Origin of the sequence: Leptolyngbya sp. FACHB-541, from assembly GCF_014695875.1 — a bacterium.
Classification (GTDB): domain Bacteria; phylum Cyanobacteriota; class Cyanobacteriia; order Elainellales; family Elainellaceae; genus JAAUTN01.
In genome coordinates this window covers 1-17,017 of sequence record NZ_JACJPC010000141.1, presented here as the reverse complement: position 1 = coordinate 17,017, position 17,017 = coordinate 1, and the positions used below count along the sequence as shown (strand labels likewise).

The window sequence follows — 17,017 nt, the reverse complement described above, 5'->3', positions numbered from 1 at the left end:
TTGGATGGCTGTAAAGGCTAACTACAAGGTCAGGTGAAAGGACTTGCTAAACGTTTACAAACCCGGCAACCTCTGGGCATATACAACCTTCTTGGTTCCCTTTAACTTTGCTAGTACAGGCTCTCCAAACTCTAATTCCTTAATTTGGCAGGGTGGATAAACACAACATTGTTGCTTCTGCGGATCAAATTTGACGAAGCACACCCAGGCATCGGGTTTGTCTAAAATTGGATCTCTTCTTTGCCGACTTGCTTGAAATGTCCAGGAAAGCCCAAATTTATTTGCTGATTCTCTTGTTTGGGTTTTTACGGCTAGATCAACTCCATCAACCCACAAATCAGGATCCCATGACTTCTGTTTACCCTGATAAATTTCGTAGTCTGGACCTTCTATCGTCCTACCAAGCTGTTGAAGAATTTGTTTGACCGCCTCTTCTCCTACCTTACTCACATAGTGGTCATGCCGGATTTTTCTTAAATCGCTTTGATTTGTGTCCATGTACACGCCGCGAGTGCCAACTGTAGGAGCAACTTTTTCTGAAAAGCTTTTGGCTCTCTCAAGAACATCATGACCTACTGAAACTTCAATAGGCTGTTTGAAGAAACGCATTGATTTTTTCCTCTCTTCTATGTTCTTGTTCAAAGAACATCTGCTTTTGCTGTGTGTCCTCAACGTTTAGCGCTCGCACCTCTGGACGCAGCCAAATTAGCATTGCAAAGCAGCACACCTTGAATCTATGCATTAAAGAGTGCCCAGTTCAAAGCTACTTCTAATGCTTGTTTAACCAGAATTTCTAAATTTGCAGCCAAAGGTTAATTAGCGATCGCCTGTCTAATGAAGCCTTTCGTGGCGATCGTACTAACTGCATAACGGTGAAAGGCAGCAAACAATCTGGAAATGCCACCGACCATTTATCACGAGACTTTCATACACTGTGTACACGTCTCTTTTGACCGCGGTAGCTACGTTTAGTCCGGATGCTGCCCACTCAAACAATACAAACTTTCCTGCCAATCCCAAAAGCTACGCTATGTTATGCTACCCCGCTTACTTAACTATCGAGAACCTCCAACTTCGCTTACTTCTCCTGGCGTAATAGTATTCAGTACAGTACGAACATCAGGTATCAGAGGTACTAAATCTGGCAACCTATTACTGCGTGCTATAAGAACAACGATAGCCACTCCAGCTTGTTGTAAGTTTTTTGATAGCGCAAATTTTGATCTGTAGTAAGCAAAATTGTGAAGCTCTCTTGACTCATGAGCTGCAACAATTCGCTGTTCTTCTTGCCTGACCATCCCATCTCGACAACTGTGCATATCTCGCAATCAGCAAGTTCACGCTTTAGGGGTCGTGGTACACATTCATCAAGCAGGATTCGCATAGGCTGTCAGCATTTCCTTGGCGAGTTCAAGGGCTGCGATCGCCTGCTCACGTCTAACACTTGGAAAATGATCTAAGAATTCATCGAGTGGATCGCCCGCTTCGAGATAATCGAGCAACGTTTTCATCGGCACACGAGTTCCGACAAAAACAGGAGTTCCTCCCAAAATGTCAGGGTCACTATGAATAACACGCGCTGTGGTTGTCATATCAGTGTATCTGATAGCAGGAATCTCTTTGATCCTAGCCCACAACTAACTGCTAAAAATGCCCTTGAGAGGCGATCGCTCCAACACTAACCTTGGGGATGTCTTTTGACCGATTGCACTCTACGGGATCGGCGATCGCCCTTTTGGGAGAAGGTTGGTTAGCGATTGCCTAATCCAGCACAGCCTACGAGATTGGCGATCGCCCCTCTCTCCCCAAAAACAATCACCCTCCATTCTCTCCGTTCTCGTCTACACCACAAACACTTATGCTGACTTGATAAACGTAAGTTTTGATCTGGTAAACGTAAGTTTTGATCTGGTTACTGCTTATGCTGACTTAAAGTCCGCTTAAGTGGATCTTATGAATGAAACTTCTGACGTGGTAACAGAAACTTCTGACTTGGTAACTGTAAGTCTTGACATGGAGATCGCTTATGCTGACTTGAAGTCCACTTAAGTGGATCTTATGAATGCAAGCCTCGACCGACTAGAGGTAGTTCTGAAATTCGGTGAATCGTTTATTTAAGCCTATGAGCAGGTTTGGCGATCGCTCTCTTCTACATCGGGATTGTATTGCAAATAGTCTCTTAGCCAGTCGCAGCCTCGCGTTAGCAGTTGATCCAGAGTTTCTATGGGTTCAACGCGCCAGAGTTTAGTGATGCCATTTTCGCCACTGGCTGCCAAAGTTTTTCCATCGGGGCTAAAGCTGACGCTCCAGATCGCTCCCTGGTTGCCTTTAAATTCACCCATTTGATTGCCTGTTAAATCCCAAATGCGAGCAGTGCCGTCTTCTGCGCCCGTTGCTAAGAGTTTTCCATCGGGGCTAAAGCTGACGCTGTTGATCTGTCCCCGATGTCCGCTAAATTGGGCAATTTGGTTTCCTTCTAAGTCCCACAGCCGCACGCGGTAATCTGCCCCAGCGGAGGCAACAGTTTTTCCATCGGGGCTAAAGCTGACGCTTAAGACTCGACTTTGATGGTCAAGTTTAGCCAGTGAGTTTCCTTGAAAGTCCCATAAGGCTGCCAATTCATCGCCACCCGTTGCCAGGGTTTGTCCGTCGGGGCTAATGCTGATGCTGTGGATCTCGCTGGCATCGGCTTGAAATTCGTGTAGCAGTTCGCCTGCACGGTTCCACTGATACACTTTGCCATCTGCGCCAGCGGCAACGATTTGCTGTCCGTCTGGGCTAAAGCTGACAGCGCGAATCCAATCCTGGCTCTTCTCCAGGATGGCTAACTGGTTTCCCTGAAAATCCCACAGTCGGGTCGTAAAGTCGATGCCGCTAGTTGCCAAGATTGGCTCTGTTGGACTAAACGCTAGGCTCAAGCTGCGGTTTTGGCTTGTGGGAAATTGACGAATTGATTCGCCTGCGGCATTCCACAATCGCACCATACCGTCGTCTCCTGTGGTGCCGATTTGTCCATCGGGGCTGAAGCGAACGCTGGTCGCCCGTTTCACATGCCTGCTCAATGCCAAAGGCTGATTGCCAAGCTCCCATAGCCGCACGATACCGTCTTCGCCGCTGCTGATCAGGCGATTTCCATCGAGGCTAAAGCGAACGTCATAGACGCGACCCTGATGCCCACTCAGTTCAGCAAGCTGTCTGCGATCGCCCAAACTCCACAGACGAATGGTGCTGTCTTGTCCACTGGTGACAAGTTGCCGTCCATCCGGGCTAAAGTCTGTGCTGTAAACCCAGCCGTTGTGTCCTCGCAGTTCACCCAGCAGATTGCCGTCCAGATTCCATAGACGAGCGGTGCCGTCCTGGGCACTGGTGGCAATTTGCTCACCGTCGGGACTAAAGCTGATGCTATAAACCAGGTCTTCGTGCCCGGTGAGGCGAACTCTGCGTGAGGGGGAAGTGCCGCTTAAATCCCAAAGGAAGGCAGTACCACCTAATCCACTGACTGCGAGAAGCTGACCGTCGGGGCTAAAGCTGATGTCTTCGATCCAGCTTCCGTCAATCGCCTTGAATTGAGTGATGAACGTGATGCGATCGCCTTCTAGCCTCCACAGTTTGACCGTCCCGTCTTCTCCACCCGTTGCCAGTTGGTCTCCGTTGGGGTTAAAGCTGAGGCTCCAAATTTTGGTTTGATTGGTTGGCACTTTAGCGACTTGATTGCCTTTGAGATCCCACAGGCGCAGCGTGCTGGACTGATCGCCTGTAGCAATTCGCCATCCGTTGGGGCTAAAGCTGAGGCTTCTAATTAATCCCTCGTGCCCTCCAAGCTGCACTAATGGTTCACCTGTAGCACGCCACAGGTTAGCAATTCCAGAACCGCTGGTGAGCAACTGTTGGCCATTGGGGCTGAAGCTGATGCTGTAAACCCTGCTGACTCGTCCTACTAGTCGATTGTGTTCGCGAATGCCAGAGACGATGCGCTGTAAGCTGCCCCTGACTTGATCATGAAGTTGGGCATCGGGTGAGTCGAGTTGCTGGAGCTTTCGAGCGGCTTGCAAACTAGCAATTAGCGCTTCCAGACTTTGGTTCGAGCTAAATAAAAGCTGAGAAGAGGCACTCAGCGTATGGATTTGAGCAACCTGAGCCGCATTTTCGGCATTCCAGGCTTCTATCTGATTCAATACCGCAGCAATGCTGACTCCCAGCAGGGCAACTCCGCCAATTAGCGCTCCGACAGTGGTTCTCTGTGCCGTTTTGCGAAGTGCCCGCTCTTGCTCCAGTTCTCGCTTTTGCCGTTCCTGCTCTTGTTGAATCAGGCGATCGCTTGACTCAGCACTGGCAATAATAAATTCCTCCTGTAATGCAGTAGGGGCTGGCTGCTTTTGCTGATGTTGGGCTTGCTGGAGCCATCCTTTTGCCAGCATCAGCTCACTGCCACGCAGCAACAAATCAGGGTTTTTGTGGTCGTGCTGCCATTCCAATGCTTGCAGTGACCATTTAGTATGGCTCTGAACGTAAATGCGATCGGTATCCAGCACTCTCACCAACTCACTAAAGTTGGCATAAAAGTCGCCAACATAGCGATTAAAGTCAATCCACTGAATGCTAGCTAGGGCGGGATGCAGGTCTTGAACGGTAACTGGGCGATGCAGCACCGTGACAATTCGCTTATTGAGCTTCTGGGCGTATTCCACCTCATCTTTGCAGTAGGGCGAATAGATCGAACTGGGGGAAATGATGAACAGGAAATTGTCAGAACTTTCGATGCCGCGATAGATTTCCTGCTGAAATTCTGTTCCAGAAGCAATGCTTTCCTGGTCAAACCAGGTGGTTTTGCCCTGGACTTGCAGCGCATCATTCAACTTACGCGCCAAGTCAGAATCGGCTCGTGAGTAAGAAACAAACACCTCCAAGGCAGCTTCGGGCGGTTGATTCAGGCTTTCGGCAATGAATTCTGCTTGCAGTGGTATTGGCGTGTGGTGCGATCGCTGCTTTGCTAGCTTCAACCAGGTTTCGTAGTGTTGCAGGTTATAGCCGCGCAACAGAATGCTGGAATTGCGGTTTTGTCGCTGCCACTTCAGGGCTTTGACCAGTAAAATTTTGTGCTGCTCATAATAGTGAGCATCTTGATGCAAGATATTGAGGAGTTTGGCGATCGCCGTTTCATACAGCGCTGCATCTTGATAAGCCCTGAAGTCAATACAAGTAAAGCGCTGAAGTGCCGCCAATGCTTTTGGCTGAGTCGGTGGCTGAACCAGCAGGGCAATAATTCGCTTTTGATCAGCAAAAGCTTGTTTCACTGCCTGCTGACAAGCCTTAGACATCAGTGAGCTTGGCGACACTAAGTAGATTAAATTATTCGCCTGTTCAACTCCTTGTTGAATGTTCGCCTCAACCGCAGCACTCACTTCACCTTCAACAGAATGAGTCCGAATGGTAATGCCCTGTCGCATCAAAGTTTTGCTGATTTGGGTCATCGCGTCTTGATCAGCCGCCGCATAGCTGATAAAAACTTGAGTCATCAAATTGTCAGCATTTTTAGTGCTTTCACAGATGAATTCACAGTGTAAATCGGACGGTTCACACGGAGCCTGCTGTCCTTGAAACTGTTCCCTCAACCAGTTTTCTGCCTGAATCCGCTCCTGCCCGATTAACAAACAGCGAGTTTGTTTCTGATGCTTTTCCCACTCCAGCGCTTGGCTCAAAATCCAGGTGTGTTGTTTCACATAGTCTGCATGGCTTTGCAGCACATTCAGCAGCCCAGCAAATGAAGTCTCAAAGTTATCAATTCCTTCCTGAAACCAGATCCAGTTGAGCTTACGAATGATCGGATGGGTCAGATGCAGGAAGTCATCCGCTTTGACGTGCAGCAGTGGAATGATTCGTTTGCGATACTGCACCGCATGTTGAATTTCACGCAAACAATAAGGCGATTGAACAGAATGCGGAGCAATGATGAAAATGAAGTTGTGTGCTTTTTCAATACCGTCGTTGATTTGATTTTGAAAATCTACGCTCAGCGGAATGTCGTGCTTATCCAGCCAAACTTCTAAGCCACACTCAACTAATTGGTCATGGAGCTTCGTAGCAAATAGTGTGCTGTCAGCCCGCCCATAAGAAATAAATGCATCCTGAAAATCTTTCATAGGGCAGTCGGTGAGAGCGATTCATCATGATATCAGGAGCGCATGGGGCGATCGCCAAATGACAAAAATTTTTACTGGTTTCTCAACCCAAACGCGGAATCGACGAGAAACCCAGGTCCAACCCAGGTCAAATTCCTTTAGCTGAACCTTTTCGCCGAAATTAGGGTCTAAACTTTTCGGAGGTCAAACTTTTATTGCGTATGAAGGTTAAGTCTCTAGAATTGAGATGCCCTGCTTTCTGGCAAAATTGGGCTGGGAACGAGAAACGGAGGTAGAACGAGGCTGTGAATATTCCTGAGCTATTTGCTAGGGGCGGTCCCGCAATGTGGCCCCTGCTGCTGCTATCAGTTTTGGCACTGAGCACCATCATTGAGCGGATTTGGTTCTGGTCAAAGACTTTGAGCCGTGAGCGTGAAATCGCAGGACGGGTGATGGAAGCGGCACGGCGCGAGTGGGGAGACGCAACCGAAATCGCCAGAAAGTCGAACGATAAACCGATTGGACGGTTTCTCTACGCAGCCCTGGAGCTAAACAACCCAGATCCAGAAGTGTTTCAGCTTGCTCTGGAATCTAGTGCCGATGAAGAATTAGCAGCGATGCGCCGAGGCGACAAGATTTTAGAAGCCGTAATTGCCATTTCGCCGCTATTAGGACTATTGGGAACGGTGCTGGGTCTAATCAATTCGCTAGGTTCCATTCGTCTAGGCGATCTGGGTACGGCTTCAACGGCAGGAGTGACGCTGGGGATCGCAGAAGCATTGATTACCACTGCGGTGGGGCTAATTATTGCGATCGCGAGTCTTGCCTTTTATCGTGTCTTTCAGGGATTGGTGTTTGGACAGGCAAAACTGTTCCGGCAGTCTGGCAATGAGCTAGAGCTGATCTATCGAAAGAACTGGGCACTGCGACATAATCCTCTGCCAAGACCCATCAATCCTGATGTCCCACCTGATCTAAGAGGCGGCAGTGGGCTTTAATCAAGAACCACGTTTTAATCAAGAACCAATGTAGGGTGTATTAGCGCTAGCGTAATGCATCGTTGCTATAAGTGATGCGTTACGACTGGTCGTCTAACGCATCCTACGGTTCCTTTAAGAAGTGCAGATCTAGGCGTTTGATTTTTAGTTGTTTAGCGATCGCCATGAAGATTAATTTAGATTCCCCAGCAGAAGAAGTGCGGATTGAGATTATTCCGCTGATTGACGTAATTTTCTGCATTCTGACGTTTTTTATTCTGGCAGCGGTGGGGTTAACCCGGCAGGCTGCCATTGGCGTGGATTTGCCGTCTGCCTCAACGGGTACGCCGCAGATGCGCGAAATGCTGATCGTTAGTATTGACCCGATTGGACAGGTCTATGTCGAGCAACAGCCCGTCACGCAAGACCAGCTTTTGGGGGTGATTTTGAACTATCAGCAAACTAGTCCAGACGGGTTGATGGTGCTCTATGCATCGCGAGAAGCCCGTTATAACGATGTGGTTGGTGTGATTGATCTGCTGCGCTCGGTCGGGGGCGATCGCGTAGCCCTGGCAACCCTGCCAGAATCTGCAGCCGATACCGCAGTTCCCGGATTGGTTCCCGACCCGGGAGCTATTCCCAATGACCCCTTTGGACAGCCTGGATTGGGCGCACCGGGTACGACCGATCCGCTTGCTCCAAATCAAGACCTATTCCCAGGGTTGGAACCTTTTCCCAGCGCTCCTGATGGTTCGGGTTCCCTGGAACCTGCTCCCTCTACCCCGCAGCCTGCTACTCCATAAACAGGTAGTCTTCTGAATTCCCACGCTCCTGCTTAGCAGCGAGGAGTCGAACCGCTTTGTAAGGTATGGGTAGAATCCTTTGTTTGAAGAAATTCCTGCAAATAGCATGTCTATTTACTGAATCAGGGATAATGAGGGCGGATTTGGGGTCAATCAATTGACTTTGACTCAAAAATTCGCGTTTTTTTATCAGCTTCAGGCAAATCAAGTTAGATGAGGAGTCCTTACCATGCCTTGGATTGTTGGAGTTTTAATTATTTGGTTAGTTACTGCGGCTAGTTTGTACATTATTTCTAAACTACCTTTTGTGGGAGTAGAAATTTCTAGCCCTCAAAAAGCTCTTACTTCAGCAGCGGTTTTTGGTGTATTGAATGCTTTTTTGGGGCCAATTCTAAGGTTTCTAGCTTTTCCAATTACGTTTCTAACGCTAGGACTGTTTGCGATTATCGTTAACGCAATTATTTTTGGATTAGCAGCTTATCTTGTCCGAGGTTTTCGACTGGAAAAAGGATTTTTGAGTGCTATTCTAGGCGCAATTTTGTTAGGTCTGATTAATTCTTTGATCATTCAGATCTTGGCTAGAGCAGGCTTACAACTCGTAGCTTAAATCCTTGTGAGGGCGTAGCATTCGGGCAAAATTATTTCGGTCTATCCAAAGTCTACCTGCCGAATGCTGCGCCTCTACAGTCCCTAGATCAGTAATGTAGGTTGGGTGAAACGCAGCGGAACCCAACGCTTTAGGATTGCTGCGCTACTGCAAATCAGGCGGGAATTTGGATCTTTTCTTGACCCGAAAGTCCAAAGGCAGCGTGAACTGCCTGGAGCGCTTTCACACCATCGGTTTCAGCTACGACGCAGCTAATCTTGATTTCCGAGGTGGCAATCATCTGAATATTGATTTGCTGATGGGCGATCGCTTCAAACATGCGGGCAGCAATGCCGGGTCGTCCCACCATGCCAATGCCAACAATACTGACTTTGGCGATCGCCCAGTCCACAGTGACTTCTCCACAGCCTAATTCTGGGGCGGCTTCTTGGAGCACTTTTTGGGCGGCGGTCGCATCCATTTGCGCCACTGTGAAGGCAATGTCTCGGGTGGTCATACCGTTGATCAAACGACAACGCTGAGACTGAATGATCATGTCAACGCTGACATTGTGGTTTGCCAGCAGTTGGAAAATTTTCGCCGCCATACCAGGGCGATCGGGCACATGGCGAATTGCTAATCTGGCTTGATTCACATCGAGTGCGGCCCCCCGAACCGGCAATTCGCTGCTGTCGCTTACTTGAGGCGAAACGGAATCTAACCGCACCGGAGAACTGGCAATACTAAATACCTTGCACAGCGCAGCGATCGCCCGGTCACAATCTTCGGCAGCGATCGCACAGCTTACTTTCACCTCAGAAGTGGAGATCATTTGAATATTGATCCCCGCTGCGGCTAGGGTGGAAAACATTTGAGCCGCAACTCCCGGTCGTCCGATCATGCCTGCCCCTGCAATGCTCACCTTGGCGATTTGGCGTTCGACCATGACCTCGGCTTCATCCAGGGCAGTGGCTTCTCCTCGCAGGGCAGGGGCGATCGCCGCTGCAACGGCTTCAGCTCGATTGAGCGAATGTTTGGTGACGGTGAAGGCAATGTCGTTGCTGTTGCCCTCATGGATGGATTGAATAATCAGGTCAACGTCGAGATCCTGCACCGCGATTTCGCCAAACAGCCGGGCAGCAACACCGGGGCGATCGGGAATTCGCAGCAGCGCCACCTTTGCCTGGTCTGTGTCGAATTCAACTGCATCAACGGGATGGGCAATTTCTAAACCTTCGAGCGATCGCAGTTGAGGAATGGGCGAAACCACACGAGTACCGGGATCATCCGTCCAGCTAGAGCGCACCACCAGCATTACGCCATAGTTTTTCGCAATCTCTACGGCACGGGGATGCAGCACCTTAGCACCGAGGCTGGCCAACTCCAGCATTTCGTCCGAGGTGATGTCAGTCATCAACTGCGCATCGGGCACAATTCGGGGATCAGCCGTCAAAATTCCCGGTACATCGGTGTAAATTTCGCAGGCATCTGCTTTCAGTGCTGCTGCTAAAGCAACAGCTGAAGTGTCGGAACCGCCCCGTCCTAACGTCGTGATCTCCAGGTCAGCCGTGCTGCTAACTCCCTGAAACCCTGCGACAACAACGACTCTTCCGTCCTTTAGATGTCGCTCAACCCGATCGGTTTGAATATTGAGAATCCGGGCGCGGGTATGTTCTGCTTCGGTGACAATGCCAACCTGTGCTCCCGTAAGGGAGATCGCGGGCTGTCCAAGCTCCTGAAGCGCCATGCTGAGTAAGGCAATCGTCACCTGCTCCCCGGTAGACAGCAGCATGTCCATCTCGCGCCGACTGGGGCTGGTCGAGATTTGGCTAGCCAGCTTGACCAAACCATCGGTCGTTTTTCCCATTGCTGAAACGACGACTACAACCGAGTTTCCTGCCTGTACTGCTTTTGAAACTCGCTGTGCAACCGCCTGAATTCGTTCGACCGAGCCAACAGAAGTGCCGCCGTACTTTTGGACAATCAGTGCCATGACTATATTCTTTTGCCTACTTTTCCCTGACCTGAATGGTTGAAGCGCAACAGCTATTCAGAGTCAGAATCAGCTTTTCACCTAATCCTATAAACTTATACCGCTTTGTGAACCTGTCGCAATACGTAGTCAAAGGACCATTTACTGAATGTAAGCAATCGTCACCCCCGACCCGCCGTCTGTGCGTTCTGCTAATTCGTAGCGAGAAACCTGCGGGTGCTGTTTGAGGAATTCGTGAACCCCCTGGCGCAGTTTCCCGGTGCCGTGACCGTGAATGATCCACAGCGCTCCCGCTTCGGCAGAGGCGATCGCCCGTTCCAATACCACTTCTGCATCCGCAACTCGACTGCCGCGAATATCGACTGTGTTGCGAGAAGTGCGGACAGTTGGAGCGGGATCAGCAGGGGGCGGGGGTGGCGGTTCAGGGGCGGGTTTGGGCTTGGCAGGAAGTTCCGCTTTTTCGCCATTCAGCGATTCCACATCCGCGAGAGAGACGGTCATTTTCATCAACCCAAAGCGGACGCTGAGTTCGCCGTCTTCATCGGGATTGGTTAGCACTTCTGCGGTTTGTCCAAGCCGAGGAATGCGGACGCGATCGCCCACCCGCGGACGAAACCCAGGTTTGGGCTTGGCAGGCTTTCGAGAGGGAAGCTGTTGTTGAGCAATCTGATTGAGCGATTCCGTTGCCTGCTGAGCATCCTGGGCCGTTGCTGGGCCGCGTTGAAGCTGTCGGATCACTTGAGCAATCTCTGCCTTTGCCTGGGCGATCGCACTCTGCACTGCCTGCTCTTGCTGCTGCTGAAGGTCACGTTCTCGCTCTTTAAGCAAGGCTGCTTTGCGCGCCACTTCCCCGTGCAGCCGTTCTGCCTGCTGCAAAAGCTGGGCTGTTTCCTGCGCCTTTTGCTCTTGCTGCCGCCGCTGTGCCTCCAGCCCTGCAATTACCTGATTCACATCTTCCGATGCCTGTAGCCCTACCTGCCCCTGAGCCTGGTCAATAATTTCAGGCTTGAGTCCCAGGCGACGGGCGATCGCCAATGCATTCGAGCGACCGGGAATTCCCCACAGCAGGCGATAGGTGGGTGATAAGGACACATCATCAAACTCAACCGACGCATTCTCAAATCGGTCGTCTTGATATTTCAGCGCCTTCAGTTCACCAAAGTGAGTGGTCGCAATCGTCAACTGAGCATGATCTGCCAGATAGCGAAGCAAGGCGATCGCCAGCGCACTCCCCTCCGAGGGATCGGTTCCGGCTCCGACTTCGTCGAGAAGAACAAGGGAGGAAGGGGATGGGGGTTGGGGGCTAGGGACTAGGGGTTGAGGAGATGAATTGTCTGCTTGTTCTTCAGTGCTCTGTTCTTGAATTTCTTCTGAGCCTTGCGTCTCAGTTGCCAATTCCTCTTCCCCTAGCCCCCAGCCCCCAGCCCCTAGCCCCTTTCCCTCCCCCTGCCCAATCGCCTCCAGAATTCGACTAATTCGCCGAATGTGCCCGGAGAAGGTGGAAAGGCTCTGTTCTAAAGACTGTTCGTCGCCGATGTCGGCGAGGATGTGGTCAAACCAGGGAAGCTCTACGGGTTCACGGGCAGGGACAAACAAGCCCACTTTTGCCATGAGAACGGCAAGTCCCAAGGTCTTGAGGGTGACGGTTTTGCCGCCCGTGTTGGGACCGGTGATGGCGACGACGTGGATTTGCGGCTGAATCAGCAAATCGATTGGGACCACAGGGGTTCCCTGTTCGTGCTGGTTTTGCCAGACGAGCAGGGGATGGCGCAGTTGCCGCAGGGTGATTCTTTCGCCTGCGCTGCGGTCAATGAAGCGGGGCGGGTTTGCACCTAGCCAGAGAGAATAGCGAGCGCGGGCGGTCGCCAGGTCGAGGATGGTGGCGATCGCCAGCAATCTTTCCAAATCAGGCTTCACGGCTGCGACCTGTTCCGTGAGAACTCGGCGCACTGCCTCTTCTTCCACCTGTTCTTGACGGGTTAATTGCCGTAGCTGGTTGCCCAGATTGACCACAGAATGGGGTTCAACGTAAAGCGTCAAACCGCTGGAAGACGTATCGTGAACAATGCCGGGGATCGCATCTTTTTGAGGAGCTTTCACCGGGATCACAAAGCGATCGCCCCGTTGCGTAATCACTGGCTCTTGCACAGCATTGGACTGCCGCTGAAGAATTCGCTGCAGCATCTGATAGATGCGATCGCGCACCTGCCGCAGCTGTTCTCGAATGCCACCCAGTTTGGGACTAGCTCGATCAGCAACTTTCCCCCGATCGTCAATGCAGCGATGAATTTCTTGCTCTAGCTCTGGGTAAGTCCGCAGTTCTGACACGAGTTCCGTCAAAACGGGCAGGTCGGGTTGGCTGTCGATGGTTCGGCGAAGCTGTCTTGCACCCGCCAGAGTCGTGGCGATCGCCAGCAATTCATCTCCTGACAAAATGCCCTGAAGCTGCGATCGCTCCAGGGCTTCACCAATGTCTTGAATGCCGTCAAACTTTAAGCCTGACGGTAAATTTTGCTCAATCTGGTAGGCTTCCTGGGTTTGCGCGAGTAACCCTAAAGTTTCTGATAACGCTGCTGGAATTTGTAAGTGACGTGCTGCGGTTGCCCCTAGCTTAGTCGCTGCAAAAGTTGCCAGATGTTGACAGAGTCGCGACCATTCCAGTAATTCTAAAGTTTCAGCTTGAATCAAACCCCCGATCCCCGATTTCGTTTATCTTAAATTTTGCTTACAAAATTCGCCTATCTTTCCTGATTCTAGTCAAACCGACGGATGACTACAATATTGGGTAAGGGGACTAAAAATGCTGGTAAAAATGAACCTAAGAAACTCAGCGATCGCACTGACTGCGGCTACTCTCTCCACACTAGCAAGCGCAGAAGCAAGCAGGGCGATTGTCACAGCAACCAACAATCCCGACGCCCGTCTGGTGGAAGCGGGAGCTTACAGCGGCGTTGCGCGACTGTCTCTAACCAACGTTTCGGGAAATACAACCTCCTGTACAGGCTCTTTGCTGCGAGATGGGCTCCACCTTCTCACCGCCGCTCACTGCGTTACAGACGGCCGGGGCGATCGCGATATCGTCAGCGCTACTGCTAGCTTTACGGAACTGACTAGCTCATTCAGCGTTGCCACTAATGGCTTCTTTATCCTTCCAGGCTGGCAGGGCGACCTTTTGAGCGGCAATGATCTGGCCATTCTTAAATTAAATCGACGGGTAGTCGGCGTAGATCGATACGGCATCTATCGCGACACTGACGAAGTCGGACAAATTTTTACCAAAGTTGGATACGGCAGGATTGGCACGGGCAATTTGGGCGAGAGGGCTGATTTGTTTGGCAGGGGCAAACTGTTCGGACAAAACCGATTTGATGCACGCGCCGAAGATTTTCCTAACCTGATTCCGAATTCAACGCCCGGAAGCCAGCTTCTATTTGATTTTGATAACGGTAGACCAGCGAACAACTTCTTCGCGGATAGTGACTTGGGCTTGGGCAGTCGTGAGGTAAATACAGCTCCGGGCGACTCAGGCAGTCCTGCTTTTATCGGCAAGTTGATTGCTGGAATCACGACCTACGGTGAGAGAGGAACTGGCAGCACAGACCTTGATGACACAGTCAACTCTAGCTTTGGTGAATATTCTAGTGAGACAAGGGTGTCTTCCTATCGGGGTTACATCGCTCGCGTCCTGGATGGAACCATTAATCCTTCTTACATTCCCGCATCTGTTTTGGCATCTGCTGCGACAGGTAGAGACGCTTCGGGAATCTCGCCGGTGGCTTTAGCAGACTCGCTAGATACGAACAGGGAAACGGATGAATCTAGCGCATCCGCTACCGTTCCAGAACCATCGTCCTTAATGAGCTTGCTTGCTGCTACCGTTTGGGGTGCCGTTTGTGTTTGGAAACGCAAACCCAAAGCCGGAAAGCAGTTGTCATCGTGAGGGATGAGAGCGATCGCCTCTTCGTTCTTAAAAGTTTTTTTGGCGCATGTCCAGAAGCAGCGAATGTTCCTGAAGGGGTGTAGTATTCGGGCAAAAATGGTTAGTGTATTCCAAGATTTATTTGCCGAATGCTGCGCCTCTAAATCTGCTGGCTAACTTTAGGATTATGGATTAAATGACTTGCATAGTAGCGCAGCAAATCTAAAGCGTTGGGTTTCGCGCTGCTCCACCCAACCTACAGATAGCAGAACCGTAGGTTGGGTGAAGCGCAGCGGAACCCAACATTTGCAGCCTTTTGTGGAATATGAATTCAAGCGTTGAGTGCTATCACACTAAAATTCATATTCCATCGCGCCTGAATCAGGTCCTGCCCCAACAGAATCAGGTTTTGTCCCGATGGAAATCGAGTTTTGGTATGACAAAACAAGGTTCCCTCGCGACAAAATAGGGGTTTGTCGTGCTGGAATTAGGTTTTGCCGTGCTGAAACAAGATTTTGTCGCGTCAGAAGCAGGTTTCGTCCCGATGGAATCAGGGATTGTCGCGCCAAAGGCGACAATCCCTTCCAAAAGCAGCTTAGGTCTGCCCTAAAACAAAATTGGGGGAGCTTTAGAAGGCTTCAAAATGCACCTTAGCTTTCAACCGCCCGCCCCCTAACCCCTCAATTCGCCTGCACTGTCGGCAACGGCACAGGCGCAGCCTTTCTGCCCGCCAGAATGTAGGTATACATCTGTCCTTTGCCCTTGATGTGGACTTTGCCGCGTGATTTAAAGTGGTAGCGATCGCACAAGCATTCGTAAGTTGCTTCGGTGACTTGAATCTGTCCGGCAATGCCGTGAGACTCCATTCGACTGGCAACGTTGACAGTGTCACCCCAGAGGTCATAGATAAACTTTTTGGTGCCGATTACGCCTGCAATGACGGGACCCGTGTTGATGCCAATCCGCATACTAAAGGGCTTGTGGTGGCGCTTGCTAAATTGACGCATCTCGGACTGCATTGCTAGAGCCATATCGGCGATCGCCTCAGCGTGATTTTCCTGGGGAAACGGCAGTCCGCCCACCACCATGTAAGCATCGCCAATCGTCTTAATTTTTTCTAGCCCGTACTGCTCTGCAAGCTGATCAAACGCCGAAAAGATTTCGTTGAGCAACGCGACTAGCTCCTGGGGCGATAGCGTTGCCGAGAGTTTGGTGAAATTCACAATGTCGGCAAACAAGACCGTCGCTTCGGCAAAATTATCTGCAATGTTGCGATGGTTTTGCTTGAGCTGGTTGGCGATCGGCAGCGGCAAAATGTTGAGCAATAGCTGCTCTGACTTTTCTTTTTCTGCCTGCAACCACACCTTCATTTGTTCTCGCTCTGCCATCACCGCTGCTAGCGTCAGTGCTGTTAGTGCTGTTACACAAATGAACGCTTGCAGCGACTCAACAGGCTGCACTGCGGCATTCTCTCTCGCCGCGATGATAAACGGCCCCTTATTTTGAATCACTCCCCAAGTTGCGACGTTGGTGAGGATGGCAGTCGATAACGCTGCGCCCATTTGCCCAAAGCGCAACGCTCCCCAGATAATCAATGGAAATGATAAGGAAGCCATTGAGTAGGGTGCTAAGGGCGTTTCACTGGTGGGGCAAAAGATTAGCCAACTGGCTGTCGTGAGCAAACAGAGCCAGATGAAAGCTTCAGCACAGCGGCGAGGATTTTTGGCGATCGCCGTCCACTGCCGACAGGTTAACAGCACAGGCATTAGCGTCAGGATGCCTGTGACATTGCCAATCCACCACTGAAACCAATTTCTGCCAAAGTTGGCCCAGTCCATCAGCCCCGCCAGATCGATCGTCAGCATTCCCAGGGTGGCGCTGAGTGCAGACGGCAGAATGGTCGCCAGGGCAAACAAGGCGATTACGTCCTGCTGGCGCTGAAGGTCGTTGCGAAAGTCAACTCGCTTTAGCAGCGTTGCCCCAACCAGGGGTTGCACGGTGTTGTTGAGGGCGATCGCTGCTGCCAACAGCCAAGAGATTTCCTGGGATTGAAACAGCGAAAACAGGAACGAGCCAATTGCCACGCCTGGGTACAGTCTGCGTCCAAACAGCAACAGGGCGGCTTGAGCCAAACCCGCAGGCAACCACAGCGGCCAAACCCGCATACCCTGTTGCTCAATTGGCACCATGAAAATCAGTTTAGTGATGCCAAACTGACACAGAGCCAGCACAGCCACCATGATCAGATAACGCCAAGTTCGATTTCGAATCAGAGGCATAGGGTGAGGTAAATGACGTTGGCTAATTCTGATAATTCTGATTGCTGATGCTTAAAGCTAAATTGACTGAAGCTAGAATTTTTGCCTGAAAAGAATTTCATCTGCCCAAAAATCAGGTTGATCTGCCAACGCAATCTATTCTTCTTTGAATATTTGGCTCTATCAGGCTAGCATCCAGTATGTTTTCAAAATGATTTCAGTCCATGCCGTTCAAACGCCATAACTTTTCTAGTGGCTTTTGTTGTGAATGACGACCTGACCACTAAGATAGATAGTTAACTCAAGTAGGTAGCCACAATCAATATAAAAGCCGGGGGAGTGCCCCGAAGGGGCACTCCCCC

Annotated in this window: 12 protein-coding genes and 1 pseudogene; 5 read left to right on the top strand and 8 right to left on the bottom strand. The window is 50.7% G+C overall.

The features are described 5' to 3' along the window. Positions 1-54: 54 nt before the first annotated feature. The 3 genes and pseudogenes from H6G00_RS30960 to H6G00_RS30950 form a co-directional block, all read right to left on the bottom strand. A complete protein-coding gene (locus tag H6G00_RS30960) occupies positions 55-642 on the bottom strand; it encodes a hypothetical protein (protein WP_190799652.1) in 588 nt (195 codons plus the stop codon). A 413-nt stretch (positions 643-1,055) separates the two neighbouring features. Beyond that, a pseudogene (locus tag H6G00_RS30955) lies at positions 1,056-1,384 on the bottom strand (DUF5615 family PIN-like protein). Further along, complete coding sequence (locus H6G00_RS30950; protein ID WP_190682862.1) at positions 1,368-1,592, bottom strand: DUF433 domain-containing protein; 225 nt, start codon at positions 1,590-1,592, stop codon at positions 1,368-1,370. The pseudogene H6G00_RS30955 and the gene H6G00_RS30950 overlap by 17 nt, the downstream one beginning before the upstream one ends. A 154-nt stretch (positions 1,593-1,746) precedes the next feature. Here H6G00_RS30950 and H6G00_RS30945 point away from each other — a divergent pair, with 154 nt between their 5' ends. Then, positions 1,747-1,944 carry a hypothetical protein gene (locus H6G00_RS30945; protein WP_190799651.1) on the top strand — a complete coding sequence of 66 codons (198 nt, stop codon included), beginning with the start codon at positions 1,747-1,749 and terminating at the stop codon, positions 1,942-1,944. 176 nt (positions 1,945-2,120) lie between these two features. Here the strand turns inward: H6G00_RS30945 and H6G00_RS30940 are convergent, their stop codons facing one another. After that, entirely contained in the window at positions 2,121-6,140 is a 4,020-nt protein-coding gene (locus H6G00_RS30940; RefSeq protein ID WP_190799650.1) for a TIR domain-containing protein, read from the bottom strand. 284 nt (positions 6,141-6,424) lie between these two features. Between H6G00_RS30940 and H6G00_RS30935 the strand changes: the two genes are divergently transcribed. From H6G00_RS30935 to H6G00_RS30925, 3 genes are all read left to right on the top strand, one after another. Then, complete coding sequence (locus H6G00_RS30935; protein ID WP_190799649.1) at positions 6,425-7,117, top strand: MotA/TolQ/ExbB proton channel family protein; 693 nt, start codon at positions 6,425-6,427, stop codon at positions 7,115-7,117. A 164-nt stretch (positions 7,118-7,281) separates the two neighbouring features. Further along, entirely contained in the window at positions 7,282-7,899 is a 618-nt protein-coding gene (locus H6G00_RS30930) for a biopolymer transporter ExbD (protein ID WP_190682851.1), read from the top strand. 229 nt (positions 7,900-8,128) lie between these two features. Further along, positions 8,129-8,506 (top strand): phage holin family protein, encoded by a 378-nt coding sequence (locus H6G00_RS30925; protein ID WP_190645851.1) that lies wholly within the window; start codon positions 8,129-8,131, stop codon positions 8,504-8,506. A gap of 154 nt (positions 8,507-8,660) precedes the next feature. Here H6G00_RS30925 and H6G00_RS30920 read toward each other — a convergent pair whose 3' ends face one another. Further along, positions 8,661-10,478 (bottom strand): aspartate kinase, encoded by a 1,818-nt coding sequence (locus tag H6G00_RS30920; RefSeq protein ID WP_190799648.1) that lies wholly within the window; start codon positions 10,476-10,478, stop codon positions 8,661-8,663. A gap of 141 nt (positions 10,479-10,619) precedes the next feature. Further along, the gene (locus H6G00_RS30915; RefSeq protein ID WP_190799647.1) at positions 10,620-13,166 is read right to left on the bottom strand and encodes an endonuclease MutS2; all 2,547 of its coding nucleotides are present in this window, start codon (positions 13,164-13,166) and stop codon (positions 10,620-10,622) included. A 124-nt stretch (positions 13,167-13,290) separates the two neighbouring features. Here H6G00_RS30915 and H6G00_RS30910 point away from each other — a divergent pair, with 124 nt between their 5' ends. Continuing rightward, positions 13,291-14,418: a trypsin-like serine protease gene (locus H6G00_RS30910; protein ID WP_190799646.1), complete on the top strand. Its 1,128-nt coding sequence runs from the start codon at positions 13,291-13,293 to the stop codon at positions 14,416-14,418. Between the two features lie 332 nt (positions 14,419-14,750). Here H6G00_RS30910 and H6G00_RS30905 read toward each other — a convergent pair whose 3' ends face one another. Continuing rightward, positions 14,751-14,966: a hypothetical protein gene (locus tag H6G00_RS30905; RefSeq protein WP_190799645.1), complete on the bottom strand. Its 216-nt coding sequence runs from the start codon at positions 14,964-14,966 to the stop codon at positions 14,751-14,753. Between the two features lie 111 nt (positions 14,967-15,077). Next, positions 15,078-16,676: an adenylate/guanylate cyclase domain-containing protein gene (locus tag H6G00_RS30900; RefSeq protein WP_242042607.1), complete on the bottom strand. Its 1,599-nt coding sequence runs from the start codon at positions 16,674-16,676 to the stop codon at positions 15,078-15,080. Positions 16,677-17,017: the final 341 nt, after the last annotated feature.